Source organism: Rathayibacter sp. AY1C9 (assembly GCF_002932315.1).
In the GTDB taxonomy this organism is placed as follows: Bacteria; Actinomycetota; Actinomycetes; order Actinomycetales; family Microbacteriaceae; genus Rathayibacter.
In genome coordinates this window covers 24,174-42,584 of record NZ_PSVZ01000025.1, presented here as the reverse complement: position 1 = coordinate 42,584, position 18,411 = coordinate 24,174, and the positions used below count along the sequence as shown (strand labels likewise).

Here is an 18,411-nt window from a genome sequence, read left to right as displayed (position 1 = left end):
AGGTTGGGGCCGATGGCGTCGGCTTCGAGGACGCGGCCGGTGCGGCGGTTCTCGCCTTCGCCCCAGGCGACGGTGCGCTCGTAGCCGACGACGATCACGGCGTCGCCCTTGTGGAGGGAGGCGAGCACGTGCTCGCCGAGTTCGAACTTCGCTTCCACGTAGTGCGTGGTCGGGGCGTCGTGCGGGGTCCACTCCCCCGCGCGGTATTCGCCGGTGTTCTCGATGACGCGCAGCTTCACGATCTGTACGCGGCCCGCCTGCACGGCCTCGGGGTCGGCGGCGAGGTTGCCGGTGATGGTCCTGGTACTCATTTGCCTTCTCCTGCTGGTTCGGTTCGTGGGTCGTCCCGTCGACGTCGGCGGGATCTCGTCTGTGGCGTCAGCCGCGGGGTTGTCAGTGGGGCGCGGCTCTATGCCCCAGGACGCGAGAGCGTCGCGTCGGGTGACCTCGACGGGCGGCTCGGACAGCGCCCTGCGCTGTTCGAGCTCGGCGCGCGTCACGGCGTAGGCCGGGAGACGCCGCTCGTCGCCGTAGGCGAGGCGGTAGTACCGATCGGCCTCGTTCTCCGCCCAGTCGACCTCGCCCTGCCGGTCCGCGCGCCCGGCGAGATACCCTGCCCGGTACTCGTCGCTCTCGACGTTCGGGCCGGTCACGCTGCGTGCTTCTCGATGAGGTCAGGGCGGAACCCCGACCAGTGATCCTCGTCGCTCGCGACGACCACCGGGGCGGCGGAGTAGCCCAGCTCCTCCGTGACGTAGGCGAGCGCTGCGGGGTTCGTCGTGACGTCGACAGTCGTGTACTCGATGCCCTTCGCGTCGAGGGCTCGGTAGGTCGCGGTGCACTGCACGCACGACGGCTTCGAGTAGACGGTCAGAGCCATGAGGAATCCTCCAGATAGAACTCCATGTGCGCTTCGAACTCCTCGCGCTTCTCCTCGGCGCAGTGCGCGTGGATCCACCACCCGGCCGCGTCGCGGTCACCGGCCTTGTCGAGCATCTGCGCGATCACGTTGACCTTCTCGCAGGAGAGAGTGGGCGAGACGGTCATCGCCACGCGGAAATTCGCGAGGGCCGCGGTGTAGGTAGCGCCCGCGGTGAGGAACGCGGTCACCGCCTCGTCGTAGGCGTCCGCCGCCGCGAGATAGATCGTCACTGCGTCGGCCTTCGGCTGCTCGGTCATCGCTTCGCTCCTTCCGGGGTGTGCGCGTCGCCCTCGTCGTCGTCGGTCGCGTGCTCCGCGATCCACAGGTCGGCGGCCTCGTCTCGTCCGAATGCTCGCAGGAGTCCGGCCAACGCGTCGACCTCGCAGCAGCTCATCCGGACGGCCAGATCGTCGGCGGTGTCCCCGTGGGAGAACACGGACACGAACTCGGCCACCGCCTCCGGGAGGGTCGGTGTCTGCGGTTCGGTGGTGGCGGTGTCGGTCATGGTGAAGTCCTCTCGTCGTCGGGTCCCGGGCGGTAGTCCTGCCCTGCCCCTCCCCCTCGTTTTTTTGCCGTGATTCTCAATCAGATTTGTCAAGCCAGCGGGGGTGGTCTGGCCGGATCGTTCTTCCTTCTCTCCCAGCGTTTTTTTGCCTGGAAGGCACGTAGTGCCGAGCAGGGTCGGAGGTGGGAGCGCAACCCGGAGGGCGGAGGAGGAGAGGTTGTCGGCGCGATGGGAGGGAGCGCAGCGACCGCGTGCCGAGAAGCTCGGAGGAGCCGGCCGCGCAGCGGCTTGCGTGGACGCCGGAGGCCCGTACGCTGCCGAAGGCTTCCAGGCAAAAATTCGCGCAGCGCACGACACCGCGCCGGCCTGAGGTCGGCGTCCGCTTGTTCGCGATCTGATGCGCGGAATTGCGGCCGCTCGAAACGGTCCCGACGCTGGACGTCCTAGCGACCGCTCTGCAATGCAGAGTACAGTTGCTCTACACCACAGAGTGATCGGAGCATCATGTCGCTGACTCGCACGCCCTTAGAAGAACGGGTCCGAGACGCGCGGCACGTGTCATCACTTCCGCTGATCGTCTCCGGCGTCGGAGTGGTAACAGCCGGACTGCTGCCCCTGGCCGGTTCGACGCTCTTCACCGTCGGCTTCCTGATACCTGCCTTCACGAGCATCGCTCTCTGGCTCGTGTTGAGGGCTACTGCTGCTCACGCAGGTGTGGGAATGGGGCGCGAGCGCATGGGGCCGGTCGCGGCTGTCATCGCCACTATCTCGATCTTGACGTTTCTGCCCACGATGTTCGCCGGTCCGGCCTTCCTCGTTGAGTTCGTCGGTCCGGCATTCCTTGTCGGGGTGCTCCTGTTCGCGATCGGTTGGCGACTCGAGAATCGCAGCCAGTGGCTTGCTGGCCTCGGGGTGGCAGTAGTTTCCCCCTTCCTCTTCAACAGTTTCTTGCAGGGCGCCGCCGCCGAGAGCGGGTTGACCCCGGGTGATTCCTACGGTTCCACGCCTCTGTCGATCGATGGCGTCGTTCTCGCGATCGCCGGCATCACCGTCGTCGTTCTGGGTATTACTGCTTTCCGGCAGGAGACGGGACGTGCCCGTGACACCAGGCGCTGAGGAGTCGACCGACGACGAGTTCGCGTCCTTGGACGATGCCGTCCACCAACGAACACGTCTTGCGATTTTGACCATCCTTCACGAGGCTGGCGAAGCCGACTTCCGGTTCCTGCGCGCGACCCTCGACCTCACCGACGGCAACCTTGGGCGACACCTCGAAGTCCTACTCAGGGCCGGTCACATCACCACACGACGGGGCTACGACGGCCGCCGAGCCAAGAACTGGGTCGCTCTCACTCCTCAGGGCACCGCCGCCCTCAGCATCGAAGTCGAAGCACTGCGCGCGATTGTCGCGCGCGTCGATCGCGCGCAGAATCCCTGACCAGGATTACCCCGCAGCGAGGTGGTTCACCACGAGTGACGGTTGCCGATGCCCTCCCACGGATTCCCGCCAGCACCGAGACCACGAGCCGCCGACCCATCTGCGATCGTCCCTGACGCGAACGCGGCGGGCTCTGCGCCTGTGGGGTGATAGCTGGTCTGGTCGCGGAAAATTGCCCAGATGACGTTGATGCGGCGTCGGGCGAGTGCGATCAGTGCCTGCTTGTGCGACTTGCCCTCGCCACGTTTTCGCTCGTAGAACGAGCGAGAGACCGGGCAGTTCCTCGACGCGATGAACGCCGCTTGGAAGCAGGCGTTCAACAGCCGCCGGTCGTAGCGCCGTGGCCGGTGGTGGTTGCCGGAGATCTTCCCGGAGTCGCGCGGCACGGGAGCGAGGCCCGCGAAGCTGGCCAGCCGGTCGGGCGTCTCGAATGCGGCGAGGTCAGTACCGGTTGCGGCGAGGAAGTCCGCGGCGAGCCTGCGCCCAAATCCGGGGAGCGACACGAGCAGATCCGCAGAACTGCTGTCCTGTAGAACGGCGTCGATCTCGGCCTCGAGCTCGGCGAGTTCGTCGCGGATGCGGAGCAGATCGCGGGCGGACCGGCTCACCAGCCGGGCCGCGGCATCCTCCCCCGCGACGACCGAGGTCTGCTCGCGCGCGGCTTCCACCGCCGTCTTAGCGACGGCCGCGGACTTCCAACAGCCCTGCCCCTTCAACCACGACGCCAGACGGCTCTCCCCCGTCTGCCTGATCGCGGACGGCGTCGCGTACCGGGTGAGCAGCACCAGAGGTCCCCTGGTCGTCGCGTAGTTGAACGCTCCCTCGAGTGACGGGAAGTAGTGGACCAGGATGGCGCGTAGCCGATTTACGGCGCGGGTGCGGTCGTGCACCAGGTCCTCGCGCCGGGCTGAGAGCAGGCGCAGCTCCGCGGTGACGTCGTCGGCCTGCCGCATCAGCGTCACGTCTCGTCGGGTCCGGGCCTGGTCGGCGATGATGACCGCGTCCTTCGCGTCCGTCTTTGCCTCGCCTCGGTAGGCGCCCGAGGCGTGATGAACGACCCGGCCCGAGATGTAGAACAGCGGCTGCGCGTGGGAGCTGAGCAGCGTCTGCAGCAGCCCCGTTCCGCCGTGGTTGAGGTCCGTCGCCCACGCGACGTCGGTGCCACCCGGCAAGGAGGCGACGTCGCCCATCAGGGTCAGGATCGCTGACTCTCGGTTCTTGAAGCGCTGCGAGAGCAGCTTGGTTCCGTTGCCGTCGATGACGACGCAGTGGTGTTCGGTCTTGCCGGCGTCGATACCGGCCCAGAGTTGTGGCATGCAGGGTCCTTCCGTTGAGGGGTGCGGTGCGCGATGAACGACCTTGCCGGCATGTCCTTACGGGGCGATCTGGTCGCGTTTCTCAATGAGCGGTCCTGCCGTTGCGGGGTCCCGGGCGGCTAATCACGGCGTGCCATCAGTCGGCTGAAGGCGGTCAGCCATACCCGGGATCCCTGGCGCGTTCCGGAGCCTACAACTGCCCCGGATCCACGGAAATAACGGTAAGGAAGGCGGTTTTCCGCCTTAGCAACCGGAGGGCGCAGTGCAATCCGCAGGGCGAGGGGGGAGAGAGTTTCGGCGCGAAATAAGGGAGCGCCGCGACCGCGTGCCGAAAGTCTCGGAGGAGTCGGTGGCGCAGCCACTTGAACGGAGCCCGTAGGTAGCTACGAGCGCAGCGAAGCGGAGGGAGCCGCCGAAGGCTTCACGGCAAAGAAGCGTGAGCCCAACGGGCGAACATCAGCGGCCGGCACCGCCGGCCGAACCTCTGGGCGGCGCTCCGTCGCTGCTGCGCGAGTGCAGCTCGCGCCCCGGAACGGGATACCGGGGAGCGTGAGGGGTTACCCCTCATGGGGCGGCAACGCCGACCCTCCCCCACCGTCGACCGCGACATGCTGACTTGTAAACATGCCTACAAGTCAGCACGTGCTGTGGGGACTCGAACGTCCGTCACCACAGTTGCCGAGCCGTGGGTTCGAACAGCGCCGCCGCCACCGCGCAGGTCCCCCGGAAGATAGCGGCGCCGACGCGCAGTAGCTCGTGGGTCATCCGATCCCGCGTCTGCCGGCTGCTCCCAATCACGGGGTCACCGCGGATGGCGAGTGACGGCCTGGGAGGGCCGGACGGCCCGGTAGGCATGTAGGGAAGTTGACTTGATTACATGCTTACTTGTCATCAGCTTTGTGTCCCTCGTACTGGGCGAGGAGGAGTTGAAAGGCTTCCGCAGCGAGCACCTGTACGGGGACGCCCTGCTCGGCCGCCAGGATCTTCACCGCTCGGATCGAGTCCTGGGGGAGTCGGACGGAGAACACGGCGAGCTGGGTCGGCGGCACGAAGGTGCCTTCGCCCGCCTGGGCTCTCTTCGGTCGAGCTGCGCGGCCCGCGGCCGCAAAGCGGTTCTCGCTCACTTGACGATTCCCTTCAACTCCGCGAGCACGTTTCGGTACTGGCCAGGATCGGTGATCGGCAGGCCGTACGCCATCGCGAGAGCCTGCGCCTGCGGGATCTCGCTCGTCAGGACGGGGACGCCGAACGGTTCGAGCGCGTCGCGGATCTGCCCAGCGGCGACCGTGCGCTTGACCACTCGGGTGAGGAGGGTGAAGGCCGGCGCGTCCGTGAGGGCTTGAACCTGCTCGATGAGGTTGACCGTCTCCGCGTACTGGGAGAAGTCGCCGCTGGTGGGTTGGATCGGGATCAGGATCAGGTCAGCGGCTCGAGCTGCTGACGTCGTGATACCCAGGTCGCCCGGGGGAGTGTCGATGAGCACGTTCTGGTGGCTGCTGCTCAACCAGGGCTGCTTGTGGATCGTGTTGCGAGGCAGCCCGGTCGCGTCCCAACCGAGGGTGTTGGCCCAGTCGAGCGCGCTGCCCTGCGGGTCGCCGTCGACAATGAGCACGCTCTCCCCGGTCTCGCGAAGCGCTGCTGCGAGATGGATGACGGTCGAGGTCTTGCCCGACCCGCCTTTCAGGTTCACTACCGCTGTAATCATGATGACAAGACTACCAGTCTGCATGCTGACATGTAAACATGCTGACGTGCTGACTTGGGGGATGCGCGGTTACTGGGGCCGTCGCTCGACGGCGGACGCCCAGACCCACAGTCGGCGGCTGGCGTCGCGGTCCTGCCACTCGACCATGACGGCTCGGGCGGTCCAGGCGATAGCGAAGCCCTCAACGCGAACGGGGGTGCCGGGGTAGCGGACCCAAGCCCAGACGGGCAGGGGAGTGGCGGCCCAGGTGGGCCGCTGCCGGGTCTTGTCTAGCTCGTCGTCGGTCAGGCCGATGGGGTGGCCGCGGCCGGCTGTCTCTTCGATGCGTCGATCGATCTGTGCGCCGACGTGGCGCTCGTAGCGTCGGTTCGTTCCCACGCCGCCAGTAGAACATATGTTCGAACGCGTGCGGTCGACGTCATGCGGCGGTCGAGGACCACCAGAGCGAGCCGGGGGCGAGCATGCCGGTGCGTCCCCAGTGCAGCGCCTCGCGGTGATCGCCGCGGCCGGCGGCGTCGCGGGGGTAGAGCGGCCAGACGCGCTCGCCAGCGGTGCTGTCCTCGAACAGGGGACGGCTCGACACGTGTCGGCGTCGCGGGCGTTGCCTGGGGGAGGAGGAGCGGTGCGCGAGCTCGGCTTGCCACCAGGCCCACACTTCGCGCTCGACGTCGTAGCGGTGCGCTCGATCCGTCAACGCTCCGTCGACCCCGATCGCACGAGCGGCGGCGGTTCGGCGGTCACGCTTGGCCTGGGTCCAGCCGTTGGTGTGCTTGACGATGAGCCGGTGTGTGCGCAGGCGGGAGAGGGCGGTGGCGGCGGTGCGGGTGGTCACTCCCAGCAGGGTGGCTGCGGCGTCGAGAGCGAGGGTCCCTTCTCGGCGCAAGAGCGCGTACGCCTTGCCTGCCAGGTGTCCGAGGCCGGCGCGAGTGAAGAGGTCGTGCCGAGTGTCCGTGAGGTCCGCCTCGAGCGTGGTGAGCAGCATGGCTCGTTCGGTGAAAAGCGGCCCGGGGGGGCGGGGGTTATTAGTGGTTGTGACCGGACTTTGCAGGGAGCCTGTGGAAAAGTGCTCGGACAGTCGCCATTCGCTGGCGTTGGATCCGTCCGCGCGGACGACGAGCTGCACGTAGCCGTCCTCGCGCAGCGTCCGCAGGGCGCTTGCCGCGGTGGTGCGGCCCAGGCCGGCCAGGAGGGCCAGGTCGCGGATGGACGCGGCCACGGTGCGCTTGCCGGTGTGCAAGGTGAGGTAGGCCAGGGCGGTGAGGATCGTCTTCTCCGACGTCGCCCGCTCGGTCCTGCCCCACCGGCCCGGGCTCACCCGGAACCGGTCGAGGAGGGCGCTGACGGCGCCGACGAGGCTGTCCAGCTCCGCTAGGTCGCCCGGTTCGCGCTCGGGCGGGAGAACGGCGTGCAGCGCCGCGTACTGGCGGGCCCTCTCCCACTGCCGCGCCAGGCGCTCCGCAGCCTCGTCGCGGGCGCGGGGCCGGCGGTGGCCGCGCCCGGTGTTCTTGGTCCGGTAGTGCTCCATCCCGGGAGCGGTCCGGGCGGCGTGCTCGACGTCGGTGTCAGACCAGCCGGCGTGCGCAGCGGAGAGCAGGCACATGAACGCGGTCCACGAGGGATTCGCGCCGCCGCCGGGCGTGGCCATGTGCGCGGCGCCGGCAGCGCTGAGCGTCCGGTGCGTTTGGTGTGCGGTGGCGGTGGGTACTGGGGGAGTGGCGTCGACGCGCAGCGGCGGCCGGGACTCTTCCAGCGCGACCGTGACGGCATCGATGGCGGCCGCGGTGACGTTCGTATCCAGCAGCTCCTCCGCGCGGCCTCGGAGGACGGTCGAGAAGCTGCCGTCGCGGTGCGGGGAGAGCGGCGGACGGGCGGCGCCGGTGCGCGGGTTGCGGAGCATCCCGTGATCGAGGGTGCGGAAGTTTGCTCGAGCGGCGATCGCCAATCGGGCCACCTGCTCGGCTGGGGCGGCTTCCGCGAGAGCGACCCACAGGTGGCGGCCTCCGGTGCCGGAGGACTGACAGACGATGTGAGCGACCTGGTGGGCGTCGAGGACAGCGGAAAGCGCGTCGCAGTCGTCCGCGGCCTGCTCCATGAGCTCGGCGTCGACGCCGTGGGAGTCTTTGCCGTCGAAGTCGAAGCACAGCAGCCGGAACGCTCCAGCGTCATCGGTGAGGTAGATCGCCCACGGCGCGGCCGGCGCGACGGGGGAGACGGGGAACGCGGCCGGATAGGCGTTCTCGTCCAGGCGCCCGTAGGCGTCCGGGCGCATCGTGCGCACCGCGGCACGGGGGCTCAGCCGGCGCGTCAGCGTCCACGGCGCCGAGAAGAGGTCAACTTCGGCGTTTTGGGCGTGCGCAGACACAGCAATGTGGCTTACGATGAGGTCACTTCTCCTCCCTCGGGTGGGGATGACGAAGGCCCGGCCTGAGAAACCGGTACTTCTGGAACTGCTTCACACCTGTTAGCCCTGGTAAGCGAGGGTGTGAAGCGAGAGCTTCTAGGCCCGTCGCGTGAGCGGCGGGCCTAATGCGTTAAGTCGTGGTGATCGGCAACTCCTCGTTCGGCTCGGTCTCGGAGGTCCACCACACCGGCAGCCCTCGAGAATCGACCTCGATGCTCTCTACCAGGCGTTCGAAGAACACAGCCGACGACACATTGGCGTGACGCGCGAGCTGATCGAAACGGTCCTTCGCCGCGCGCTCGACCTTCCAGCCGGTCGCTACGGCGTCATTGAGCGAGCCGCGAGGTCGCCTGGGAGTAGCCATGCCTGAAAACATACCGCTGTCGCTAGCGATCGCGAGACGCGCTGCCCGGTGTGTCGCCGTCACAGGTCGAGCGAGCGTCGCGCGGCGACCACGAACGACGCGATCGAGTTGGGGTCGACGCGGAGATCTTCGCCCAGATGGATCAGGAGCCCCAACCGGTCGAGCGCTTCGACTTTGAGGCGCACCGCGGACGGCCGCAGGCGAGTAGCGCGCGCCAGCAGCTCCGGCGATGCCGCCGTGTCCGCGAGGAAGCTCAGCACACGGGTCATGTCCGGCTCGACAAGCGTCTGAATAGCTCCAAGCGCATCAGTGCCGTTCCCGGGGCCAAAGGCTTTAGTGCTCATCATCGATGCGCCCCCAAATCTGTCAACGAATATCCGTGCGGGTACTGGGCCGACCCCGTTACGCCTTGAACAAATCGCGGACTTGCGGGACGAGGGGCGCGCGCCGTGAGGCGATTCCGCACGCTCATTGCAGCAGCGGAAAGCGCCGAGACAAAGGCGTTGGTTCGAGGAAGTCCCAGCGCCTGACTCACACGCTTATCGCCAATCCATGTGCTGAGGATCAGCCGCGCGAAGGGGCGGACAGGCGTCGGCATAGTTGAGCGGATGACTCCGACTGTCCAGTCGGTCAACTCTTGCCCCTCACGCGACCAGGCAATCCGATCCTCCTCATAGGAGCGATAGAAGGAGTTTGCGGCATCTACGTCCTCTGGAACATTACTGAGCCCCATTGCGCGGCCAAGATTCGCGTAGAAGTCGATTGTTGCAACTTGCTCCGCCGACGTCAGCTCACGCCACCCATGCTTCTCTATCCACCGCATCGGTACTATTGCAAGACTGAAGAGAACATAGAGGAAATCTTCGCTGGGCGCTTTCACGTGGCGATGAGCCGAGACAAGTAGGTCGATCATTTCGAGCGCGCGATCTGACTGAAGTTCTCCGTCGATGAGTTCGTAGAGAATGAGCGCAGTGTCTACTGAGCGTTTTCTGGGTTCCGACTTGATAGCACCTGAACGGTGAAGCGTCCGAGCGATCGACGGGACAGCGAAGGACCGGTAGTAACTGAGCATCAGACCGATCTGCGCGTCGCGAGGCAGATCGAACATCACGAGCTGACGGTAGGTGTCGGCCCATGCCTCCCGCGGCGCAGCCGCGAGCGCACGGAGCCGTGCGGCGTGCGACGCGTGCATGAAACCACCCCCCGTCTGGCCGCTAACGACCAGTGTTGTACGTGTTCAATGAACCATAATGTGTCCGTGTGGTCAAAACCGGTACGCGCCCTCGTGTCGAGGGTGATGCTCGCTGCGAAGCTTCCGCGACCCCTGACCGCGGAGAGCCTGCTCGCCTACATGGAGGACCTTTGCGGAAGAGACATCGTGTTTCGTGACACGCCTCCCGCTCTCCTGCACGGGGGAGTGGTGAGCTACTGGCAGCGGACAAGTAGCAATAAGAACGTCATGTACATTCCCCACGACACGACGCGTCTACACCGCAAGCACAACCTGCAACATGAATACGGACACGTGCTGATGTGGTTCTTCCTCGATCAACAGGGGGTAACGATTGGAGTCGATCGGGAGGATCTAGCGGAGGCCATCGCAGACGCCCTCGCGAAAATTCAAGCGGCTGACGCGCTGGACCAGTCGATGCAACGCAACATAGGTTTCGGCGGAACGCTATGGTGATGATTCTCGAGTGGGTCATCGTTGCAGCAAGCGCTCTTCCAGTCATCGCCCTAATTGCGACACGAAATGCCTTCAAATATCCTTTGTTGACGATAGGGTGCGTGGGCTTTGCGATACTCCTTGCCCTAAAGAACACGCTTCTCTACACAGTCATCGATCAGGCTGTAGGCGGCCACAACCGGGCCGTTCTGCTAATGCACATGGCTGGACTCGTCGCAACCATCATCTTCGATGACATAATTATTCGTTCCGCCACTTCAACAAAAATCCGGACGCGCTTGCGGTTCACCGTCTACTTGCTTGGTCTGACGGGCGCGTGCCTACAGGTGGCGGTCTTTATGGCCAGCAGCTGGCCTATTACCGATGTCGAGCTTATCTACTATGACCGCGAAACGTCGGCGCTCGCGTTCAAATCGGTGCTTTGGCTTTCTCTCATCACGACAGCAAGTATGGGGCTTGTTGCCTGCCGTAGGAACATCCGTGTTCACTTCGGTTTTCATCGACGGCTGCCTATCTACTTGATCGCCATCGGTTGTTTCGGAGTGCTGCTAGTGACTCTGCTCGTTGCTAGGGGCTGGGTAGATTCGGTCCACATCTCCAAAGGGATGGATCTGGCCCTGTCGCTGGCGGGCGGGGCTTTCCTCGCGGCCGGCTTCAGCTACGCACCGATTACTGACCGGTGGCGGGCTCGTCAGCAGCACCAGCGCGAGCGATACCATCTGGTCAGACTGAGGCCGATCTGGACGGACCTCATGACGCAAATTCCGGCGGCGCGACGCCGGAACGGTGGCCGTGATGATGATGATTACAGCGAGCTGTATGGCTACCTCTCCGAGTGCGAGGACGCCCTATTACTTCATGCGAATCTCTCTGGCGACCAGTACAGAGTGTTAGAAGAAGCCCGCGCCTACGTGCACGAACGACAGGGAGTACCTCATGACTGATTCCGAGTCAGGAGCGGGCACCCCAACGAGCCCCGGTGGGATCACCGTCTCGAAGGAGGAGCTGGCGCAGCGTCTGCGACTCGCAACCGACCGGTACGAAACCATGCACGGGCGTCAGCCGTCCTGGGCCGTGGTGGAGGAACACGTCAAGGCCGCGGGGGTCGACCTCTCTCGCACCAAATGGCACTACATGCTGTCCGGCTCTCACGTCCTCGCAAAGGACATTAGCGTGTTCGAGGCGCTGGGCGATCTGTTTGACGTCCCCTCCACCTTTTTCTATCGGGCCGAAGAAAATGTGCCGCCGCAGCTTCAAGAGGCTATGCCGGCCGTCCTCGACCTTCGGAGAAATCGAGTCCGAAGAGAAATGCGCTCTATCGGGGAGATTTCACCCGAAGCAGAGGCGGCAATGGAACGCATCCTTGCGGAGCTTGAAGCGGAATAAATGTGCTAGGGCGTGTGACTGCTTTTGATCCACGATGTGAAGCCGTCGAGTACTTCATCGAATCGCTCGGTGTCTATCGAGTACATGACCGATACCCCGCGACGTCCACCGGGTGGAAGATGAGTACTCACGCGGACGATACCGGCACTTTCGAGCGTTGAGAGACAGCGCGAGAGCGATGCGTCGGTCATATCGACGGAACGTTTTAAATCTCCGAAGTACATTCCGGTTTCGCCCCACAATGCGCGGATGACTTCGCCGTTTTTCTTCGCCAGAACGGCTTGAGTCAACAGAACCTCCGGTGGCAAGGCAGGCACATCGGGGGTGCCGGGCTCGGAGGTCATCACAACATCATGGCGTATGGGGTCCCCGCCGAGACATCTTCGGGTATCGATGCGCAAGTAAGACTGCACCGGCTGAGTTCCGGATGTCAACTCATGCAATCATGACCCCAAAAAGTGATATCTTCGAGGTGTGGGGGTGGCTGTCGCTCCTGCTCATCTCGCAGGGGGCACAACTTGAGTGCAGTTCACCAGCGGACCGTAAGCGAGCGGTGCGCACGCGCATGGCTGCTTGGGGTGTCCGTTTCGATCGCAGGACTCCTCTCGGCCTGCTCACCACCCGCTGCCCCTCCGACTGCTGAGAACTCGCAAGCTCAGACGCCGGCCGTCTCGACCAGTTCTGATGCCGCCGAGGGTTCGCCGGCGCCGGCCGCATCAGCGACCGAGGCGGCGCCGGTCGACGCCGAGCCGGCTCCGGCTCCGAGTGTCGAGGCCGACACTCTTGCGACCGCCACGGCCGCTGTCACGGCGTTCTGCCGGCCCTCCCTGGATTACGACACGTGGATCGCTGAGCTGTACCCGTTCCTCAGCCAGCAAGCGGCGGTCGCCTACGAAACGGTCGACCCTGCCAACGTGCCCTGCACGACCGTCATTGGTGCCGCGTCGGTCCGGGACGGGGACGGCGCCTTCACGATGCGGATCCGGGTTCCCACGGATGCGGGGGAGTACTCCGTGTACGTCCACCGCACCGTCGAGACCGGTCCGTGGGCTGTCGAGCAGATCACCCCCTTGGCGTCGGAGTAGCCCGGTGGCGAAGGGGGGAATGGGGGTTCTCGCGGCGGTCCTGGCACCGCTTCTCGCGATTGCACTGCTGTTGTGGCTGCTGTTCTTCGGCGCCGCTGAGGATGCGGCCGCAGCATGCCTGCCTGGCGGCGGACCGGTGAACGTGTCCGCGATCCCCGCGGACGCGAAGGTCGGGGCCTACGGGCACGACCAGCTCGTGAACGCTGCGCTGATCGTCAACGCGGGCGCCGCGAAGGGCCTCGGCGCCGATGGGCAGACGCTCGGCGTGCAGACGGCGATCGGGGAGTCCTCCCTGGTGAACATCAACTACGGGGACGGAGCGATCAACCCGGACGGTTCGGTCGCTGACTCGATCGGCCTGTTCCAGCAGCAGTCGAGCTGGGGCACCGTCGAGCAGCGCATGGACCCGACGACCTCGGCGGGCTTCTTCTACGACCGCCTCGTGGCTGTCGAGGGCTGGCAGGCGATGGAGCCGTCCATCGCGATCAACAGGGTGCAGCGCAACGCCGACCCGAACCACTACACGAAGTACCGCGCCGACGCCGTGGCGATCATGACCTACCTCATCGGCCTCGGCAGCAGCACGACCGCGACGACGACGGTGGCACCGGTGAGTGCCCCGTCGACGCCGATCGGCACCGCGCCCGCCTCACCGGCGCCGGTCGGTGGATGCGTCGCCGTGTCCGGCGATGCGCAGGCTCTCGCAGCGAACCTCGTCGTGGCCATGGACGCTGGCAACCTGACCCTTCTCGAGGACCGCTACGCGCAGCAGATCCGCGACATGGCTGCGGGCACCCCCAAGGAGAACTGCGCGATCGATGTCCGCATTCTCCAGATCATCACGATCGCCCTGAACACGTTCGGGAAGATCGGCGTCTCCGACCTCAACCGCCAGTGCACCGGGAGCCTGCTCGGCGCAGGCACCGGTTCCTCCCACTGGATGAACGGCGGCGGGAACGCCGTGGATTTTTACAGCTTCGCCGGCACCGCCACAACCGGCTGCGACCCCAACGCCCTCCAGCTCCTCGACGTCCTCGACCCTCAGGTGCCCCAGGGCTCTCGAGCCGGCCAGATCCAGTGCCGCTCGACCACGTATCAGCACATCACCCAGTTCGGTGACACCCCGAACCACCTGCACTTCGACGTCGCCTACGCCGACGGCCCGCTCACCACCGGATAACCGGACCCTTTCGACGTCGCACCCGCGGCGCCGATCACCCCGCACCACCCAACACAGAAAACGGAGCACACCATGTCTGCCCTGCTCGCAGCAACCACCGACATCCTCACCACCGCGGGCGCGCTCGGCGCGGTCGTGCCGGACCCGGGTCCCGGCGGCATGCCGCCCGGGTTCGAGGCCTTCACCACGGTCATGGGCTGGGCCAAGTGGGTCGGCCTCGGCGTCGCCGTCGTCGGCCTGATCATCCTCGGCGTCACCATGACCGTCTCCGCCCGCCGCGGCGAAGGCGGCGAAATCGGCGGCTGGCTCGGCCGCCTGCTCATCGGCGTGATCATCATCTCCGCCGCCTTCACCGTCGTCGGCTTCCTGATGGGCGCGTAGCGTCCCGGGAAACCACCACGACACCACCAACAGGAAGGCAAGGGACGTCATGAACGACTCCGAACCGCGCAACCCGTTCACCACGAAGGGCTTCATCATCGGAGCAACCGTCGTCGGAGTACTCGCCCTCTCAGGCATCGTGCTCGGCGTGACGTCCCTGGACGCCGGGGGAGGCGGAACCACTACCGCCGACCCCGGCGTCTCCACCCCCAACCCCAGCTCCACCCTCTCGGCGGAGGCCGAAAGCGTTTGTGGGCTCCCCGGCTACGAGGAGACCGGAACGCTTACCGCCGCCCCGACAACTGAGTGGACCATCGTCGGCACGATGGCCGCTCCTGAGTCAGCGGTCGTCGGTCCCGGAATTACCGGCACCGATGGGGTGCGCTCCTGTTACGCCCACACGCCTGAGGGAGCCCTGTTCGCGATTGCCAACGTCTGGGCAATGGGAACTGACGCCCGCCTGTCCTCGTTGGTGACCGCACAGCTCACGGTGCCAGGTGCCGGGCGAGACGCAGCATTGGCCAAAGACACAACCCAGAGCAACACGGGTTTGAGCGCGCAGATCGCCGGGTTCAAGCTGCTGTCCTATTCGGGTACAGATGCGACAGTCGACACTGCTTTCCAGGTAAGCAACGGCTCTCTCCTCAGCTTCGCCTACGCGTTGAAGTGGGTAGAAGGCGACTGGAAGATCGTCCTCACCGATGAAGGCGATCCCACCTTTCGCCCTGTCGCCCTGCAAAGCCTGGGCGGTTATGTGACGTGGAGTGGCGTCTCGTGACCCCCGCACCTACTGGCGAGCCTTGCAGCCCCGCGGACGTCTTCTGCTGGACCGGCGCAGCTATCGGCAACGTCGTCTCGAAGGCGTCGAACGACGCCCTGCAGCAGTTCGTCAACAACATACTGGAGGGCTACGGCAAGGCCATCGCCTCGCTCGGCACCGTCTGGATGAACGTGCCCTCCCCGGTCACGGTCGTGGACCAGGGCGGCGGCGTCAACGGCGGCGGCACACCGCCGCTACCGGAGGCGTTCGAGACGATCCTCGGCTACGTGACGTGGGTCTCCGCGGGCCTGGCCGTCATGTCCCTGATCGTCGCTGGCGTGATGATGGCGAGCCGTCGCCGGCACGGCGACGGCGAAGCTCACATGGGCCGCATCGGCGTCATCCTCCTGGCCGTACTGCTGCTGTCCTCGGCGTCGGCGCTCGTGACCGGGTTCCTGCCGCTGGCGATGCACCTGAACGAGTCCTCCTCGGTCGTCGGCTGGGTGCAGGGGCAGTTGCAGTGGTACACCGGGGGCCTCGCGATCCTCGCGATCCTCGTCGCGGCGGGCCGCATGGTGTGGACGCAGCGCGCTCTGCCGCTGCGCGAGCTGGCTGGGTCCGTCATCACGCTGATCGCTGTGGCCGGCGCGGGCCTGGTCGTCATCCGCCTGGCGACGCAAGCGGGGGATGAGTTCTCGATCTGGATTCTCAACAACTCGACCGACTGCGACGTGTCGCAGCAGGGCGAGAGCAACTGCTTCGGCACCAACGTCTTCGCGATGATCGCACTCACCGCGACCTCCGGAATCGGTCTGATCGGCCTGTTCTTGCTGGGGATGCTCGCGGTGTTCATGACCTACGTGCAGATCGCGCTGATGGTGTTCCGTGGCGCGATGCTCGTCGTCCTGGCCGGGATCTTCCCGCTCGCCGCCTCGTTCACGAACACCGAGATCGGTCGGCAGTGGTTCAAGAAGGCGATGGCCTGGACCCTCGCCTTCATCCTCTACAAGCCCGCCGCGGCGATCGTGTACGCGATCGCCTTCCGGATGACCGGCACCGACCTGTTCAAGTCAGACGGCACGGGGCTCTTCCAGATCGTGACGGGCCTGGCCCTGATGCTGATCGCGCTCGTGGCCCTGCCCGCGCTGATGCGCTTCCTCGTGCCGGCCGTTGCGTCGGTCGGCGGGGGCGGTGCCGCGGGCCTGCTGCTGGGAGCTGCGGCCCTTTCGGCCGCGGGTGACGTCGCGACGGGCGCGATCCGTGCCAGCAACAACGGCGGCGGGGGAGGCGGTGGCGGTGGCGGCAACAGCTCGTCTACGGACGGACCGACCGGCAGCACATCGTCACCGGGCTCTCCCGCGTCATCCCCGGGCGCTGACCCTTCCGGGTCGGCGGCAACGGCGGGTAGCGGCGCGGGTGCGGGTGCGGGAAGTGCCGCGACCAGTGGTGCAGGAGCCGGAGCGTCGAGCGGCGCCGGGGCAGGCGCAGCAGCGGGCGGGGCGGCGGCTGCCGCCGGTCCGATCGGCGCCGGGATTGCCGTCGCGACGAAGGCGGCGGAGGGCGCGAAGCATGCCGCGCAGGCGGTCAAGGCGGGCACCGAAGAGGCGACCGGTAGCAACGAGAACGGGAGCTAACCCATGAGCAACGCAACTGCCACCGATCCGGTGAAGGCCCGCACCTACGGCAACTGGCGAAAGCCGCAGACCGCCGGTCTCGGCGGGCTGGGGCAGCTCGCCACCCTCGTGATGTTCGTGGGCATCGTGTCCTCGATCATCGCGTCCATGTTCTCCGGCCTGGGGCCGGCTCTAGTCGTCGCCGGGATCTTCGGCGGCATCCTCCTGAGCGTCTCGGTCAAGGACAAGCACGGGCAGTCAGCCCTGGGAAGGACGGTGGTCCGCGTGAACTGGTGGCGCACCAAGAGCAAGGGAGCGAACATCTACCGCTCCGGACCCATCGGCCGCGCGAAGTGGGGAACGTTCCAGCTCCCCGGGCTCGCGGCGGCGTCGCAGCTCACGGAGCACGAGGACTCCCACGGCCGCCGGTTCGCGCTGATCAGCACGCCCGCCACGCGCCACTTCACGATCGTGCTCGCGACCGAGCCGGACGGCGCCGCGCTGGTGGATCAGGAGCAGATCAACAACCAGGTCGCGGAGTACGGCATCTGGCTCGCGAACCTCGGAGACGAACCGGGCATCGAGGCCGCGTCGGTCACGGTCGAGACGGCGCCCGACACGGGTACGCGCCTGCGCGGTGAGGTCGAGGGGTCGATGGACCCGGACGCCCCGCTATTTGCTCGAGCGATGCTCTCGGAGGTCGTGGAGACCTACCCGGTGGGCTCCGCAACGATCCGCGCGTACATCGCGCTCACCTTTACCGCGAATGCTCGGATTAATGGGAAGCGCCGCAACGCACAGGAAGTCGCCTCCGACCTCTCCGCCCGCATCCCCGGTTTGACGTCTTCCCTCGCCGCCACCGGGGCCGGCGCAGCCCGCCCGCTCGGCGCGCAGGAAATCTGCGAGGTCATTCGCACCGCCTACGATCCCGACGCGGCCGTGCTGATCGATCAGGCGCGCGCGGAAGGGGAGACGGCCGATCTGTCGTGGACGGATGTCGGCCCTGCCGCCGCAGAGGCGCACTGGGACTCGTACCGGCACGACGGTGCGGTGTCGACGTCGTGGACGATGACGGCGCCCCCGCGTGGCGTGGTTCAGGCGGGCATCCTCGCTCGTCTGCTGGCACCGCACCGGGATATTGCTCGCAAGCGCGTCACACTGCTCTACCGCCCCATCGACCCCGCCCGCGCCGCGGCGCTGGTGGAAGCGGACCTCAACGCGGCGCAGTTCAACTCCTCCGCGTCCACCAAGCCCACGGCGCGCTCCACCCTCTCGACGCGCTCTGCGCAGGCCACGGCCGCGGAAGAAGCCGCCGGAGCCGGACTGATGAACTTCGGCCTCATCGTCACGGCCACGACCATGCAGCGCACACAGGAGCCGGAGGCTCGCGCGGCAGTCGACTCGCTGACCTCGGCCGCCCGGCTGCGGATGCGGCCGGCGTTCGGGTCGCAGGACTCCGCGTTCGCCGCGGCGCTGCCGCTGGGGCTCGTTCTGCCGCGGCATCTGCGCATCCCGAACGAGGTCCGGGAAGCCCTGTGACGATCGCCACCGCATCCGGGACGGCACTGGACGAGTGTCCGGTGCCGTCCCCGGTTAAGCCCCTTTTTCCCGCCTCGATCACTGCCGGAGGTTCCCAGTGAGCATCACCACCAAGCTCTTCTCCCGCCA

At 66.5% G+C, this 18,411-nt stretch carries 23 protein-coding genes and 1 pseudogene; 11 read left to right on the top strand and 13 right to left on the bottom strand.

Going from position 1 to position 18,411, the window contains the following annotated elements:
• From C5D09_RS17740 to C5D09_RS14640, 4 genes and pseudogenes are all read right to left on the bottom strand, one after another.
• A pseudogene (locus C5D09_RS17740) lies at positions 1 to 311 on the bottom strand (single-stranded DNA-binding protein); the annotation flags it as partial.
• Positions 312 to 649: 338 nt separating this feature from the next.
• On the bottom strand, positions 650 to 880 hold the full coding sequence (gene nrdH / locus C5D09_RS14650; RefSeq protein ID WP_104224209.1) for a glutaredoxin-like protein NrdH: 231 nt from the start codon (positions 878 to 880) through the stop codon (positions 650 to 652).
• Positions 871 to 1,179, bottom strand: a complete 309-nt coding sequence (locus tag C5D09_RS14645; RefSeq protein ID WP_104256210.1) for a hypothetical protein — start codon at positions 1,177 to 1,179, stop codon at positions 871 to 873. Before C5D09_RS14645 ends, nrdH begins: the two co-directional genes overlap by 10 nt.
• Positions 1,176 to 1,427 (bottom strand): hypothetical protein, encoded by a 252-nt coding sequence (locus C5D09_RS14640; protein WP_104224211.1) that lies wholly within the window; start codon positions 1,425 to 1,427, stop codon positions 1,176 to 1,178. Before C5D09_RS14640 ends, C5D09_RS14645 begins: the two co-directional genes overlap by 4 nt.
• Before the next feature lie 504 nt (positions 1,428 to 1,931).
• On the opposite strand from C5D09_RS14640, the gene C5D09_RS17240 reads away from it, so the two are divergent.
• Positions 1,932 to 2,543 (top strand): hypothetical protein, encoded by a 612-nt coding sequence (locus C5D09_RS17240; protein WP_146083192.1) that lies wholly within the window; start codon positions 1,932 to 1,934, stop codon positions 2,541 to 2,543.
• A complete protein-coding gene (locus tag C5D09_RS14635; protein ID WP_258063703.1) occupies positions 2,521 to 2,865 on the top strand; it encodes a transcriptional regulator in 345 nt (114 codons plus the stop codon). The genes C5D09_RS17240 and C5D09_RS14635 overlap by 23 nt, the downstream gene beginning before the upstream one ends.
• A 26-nt stretch (positions 2,866 to 2,891) precedes the next feature.
• Here the strand turns inward: C5D09_RS14635 and C5D09_RS14630 are convergent, their stop codons facing one another.
• The 8 genes from C5D09_RS14630 to C5D09_RS17230 form a co-directional block, all read right to left on the bottom strand.
• Positions 2,892 to 4,181 (bottom strand): IS110 family transposase, encoded by a 1,290-nt coding sequence (locus tag C5D09_RS14630; RefSeq protein WP_258063702.1) that lies wholly within the window; start codon positions 4,179 to 4,181, stop codon positions 2,892 to 2,894.
• 881 nt (positions 4,182 to 5,062) lie between these two features.
• Entirely contained in the window at positions 5,063 to 5,305 is a 243-nt protein-coding gene (locus C5D09_RS14625; RefSeq protein ID WP_104256212.1) for a ribbon-helix-helix domain-containing protein, read from the bottom strand.
• Positions 5,302 to 5,886 (bottom strand): AAA family ATPase, encoded by a 585-nt coding sequence (locus tag C5D09_RS14620; RefSeq protein ID WP_181072910.1) that lies wholly within the window; start codon positions 5,884 to 5,886, stop codon positions 5,302 to 5,304. Before C5D09_RS14620 ends, C5D09_RS14625 begins: the two co-directional genes overlap by 4 nt.
• Positions 5,887 to 5,955: 69 nt before the next feature.
• Positions 5,956 to 6,264, bottom strand: coding sequence for a hypothetical protein (locus C5D09_RS14615; protein WP_104256214.1), 309 nt, complete (start codon positions 6,262 to 6,264; stop codon positions 5,956 to 5,958).
• 40 nt (positions 6,265 to 6,304) lie between these two features.
• Positions 6,305 to 8,248 carry a hypothetical protein gene (locus tag C5D09_RS14610; protein ID WP_104256215.1) on the bottom strand — a complete coding sequence of 648 codons (1,944 nt, stop codon included), beginning with the start codon at positions 8,246 to 8,248 and terminating at the stop codon, positions 6,305 to 6,307.
• A gap of 169 nt (positions 8,249 to 8,417) precedes the next feature.
• The gene (locus tag C5D09_RS17235) at positions 8,418 to 8,651 is read right to left on the bottom strand and encodes a hypothetical protein (RefSeq protein WP_146076972.1); all 234 of its coding nucleotides are present in this window, start codon (positions 8,649 to 8,651) and stop codon (positions 8,418 to 8,420) included.
• Positions 8,652 to 8,710: 59 nt separating this feature from the next.
• Positions 8,711 to 8,995, bottom strand: coding sequence for a hypothetical protein (locus C5D09_RS14605; protein WP_146083193.1), 285 nt, complete (start codon positions 8,993 to 8,995; stop codon positions 8,711 to 8,713).
• A complete protein-coding gene (locus C5D09_RS17230) occupies positions 8,995 to 9,762 on the bottom strand; it encodes an oxygenase MpaB family protein (protein ID WP_146083194.1) in 768 nt (255 codons plus the stop codon). Before C5D09_RS17230 ends, C5D09_RS14605 begins: the two co-directional genes overlap by 1 nt.
• 348 nt (positions 9,763 to 10,110) lie before the next feature.
• Between C5D09_RS17230 and C5D09_RS17225 the strand changes: the two genes are divergently transcribed.
• From C5D09_RS17225 to C5D09_RS14590, 3 genes are read left to right on the top strand one after another with little or no spacing between them, the layout of a single operon-like run.
• Positions 10,111 to 10,338, top strand: a complete 228-nt coding sequence (locus C5D09_RS17225) for a hypothetical protein (RefSeq protein ID WP_146083195.1) — start codon at positions 10,111 to 10,113, stop codon at positions 10,336 to 10,338.
• The gene (locus C5D09_RS14595; RefSeq protein ID WP_146083196.1) at positions 10,338 to 11,282 is read left to right on the top strand and encodes a hypothetical protein; all 945 of its coding nucleotides are present in this window, start codon (positions 10,338 to 10,340) and stop codon (positions 11,280 to 11,282) included. The genes C5D09_RS17225 and C5D09_RS14595 overlap by 1 nt, the downstream gene beginning before the upstream one ends.
• On the top strand, positions 11,275 to 11,724 hold the full coding sequence (locus C5D09_RS14590) for a hypothetical protein (protein ID WP_104256219.1): 450 nt from the start codon (positions 11,275 to 11,277) through the stop codon (positions 11,722 to 11,724). Before C5D09_RS14595 ends, C5D09_RS14590 begins: the two co-directional genes overlap by 8 nt.
• A gap of 5 nt (positions 11,725 to 11,729) precedes the next feature.
• Here the strand turns inward: C5D09_RS14590 and C5D09_RS17220 are convergent, their stop codons facing one another.
• Entirely contained in the window at positions 11,730 to 12,068 is a 339-nt protein-coding gene (locus C5D09_RS17220; RefSeq protein WP_146083197.1) for a helix-turn-helix transcriptional regulator, read from the bottom strand.
• Between the two features lie 234 nt (positions 12,069 to 12,302).
• Here C5D09_RS17220 and C5D09_RS14585 point away from each other — a divergent pair, with 234 nt between their 5' ends.
• From C5D09_RS14585 to C5D09_RS14560, 6 genes are all read left to right on the top strand, one after another.
• Positions 12,303 to 12,809, top strand: coding sequence for a hypothetical protein (locus C5D09_RS14585; RefSeq protein ID WP_104256220.1), 507 nt, complete (start codon positions 12,303 to 12,305; stop codon positions 12,807 to 12,809).
• A gap of 19 nt (positions 12,810 to 12,828) precedes the next feature.
• The gene (locus tag C5D09_RS14580; protein WP_146083198.1) at positions 12,829 to 13,989 is read left to right on the top strand and encodes a hypothetical protein; all 1,161 of its coding nucleotides are present in this window, start codon (positions 12,829 to 12,831) and stop codon (positions 13,987 to 13,989) included.
• Positions 13,990 to 14,061: 72 nt separating this feature from the next.
• Complete coding sequence (locus C5D09_RS14575; protein WP_104256222.1) at positions 14,062 to 14,370, top strand: hypothetical protein; 309 nt, start codon at positions 14,062 to 14,064, stop codon at positions 14,368 to 14,370.
• Between the two features lie 49 nt (positions 14,371 to 14,419).
• On the top strand, positions 14,420 to 15,148 hold the full coding sequence (locus C5D09_RS14570) for a hypothetical protein (protein WP_104256223.1): 729 nt from the start codon (positions 14,420 to 14,422) through the stop codon (positions 15,146 to 15,148).
• A 167-nt stretch (positions 15,149 to 15,315) separates the two neighbouring features.
• The gene (locus tag C5D09_RS14565) at positions 15,316 to 16,764 is read left to right on the top strand and encodes a hypothetical protein (protein WP_146085651.1); all 1,449 of its coding nucleotides are present in this window, start codon (positions 15,316 to 15,318) and stop codon (positions 16,762 to 16,764) included.
• A 3-nt stretch (positions 16,765 to 16,767) separates the two neighbouring features.
• On the top strand, positions 16,768 to 18,282 hold the full coding sequence (locus C5D09_RS14560) for an SCO6880 family protein (protein ID WP_181074617.1): 1,515 nt from the start codon (positions 16,768 to 16,770) through the stop codon (positions 18,280 to 18,282).
• The last annotated feature ends 129 nt before the right edge of the window (positions 18,283 to 18,411 follow it).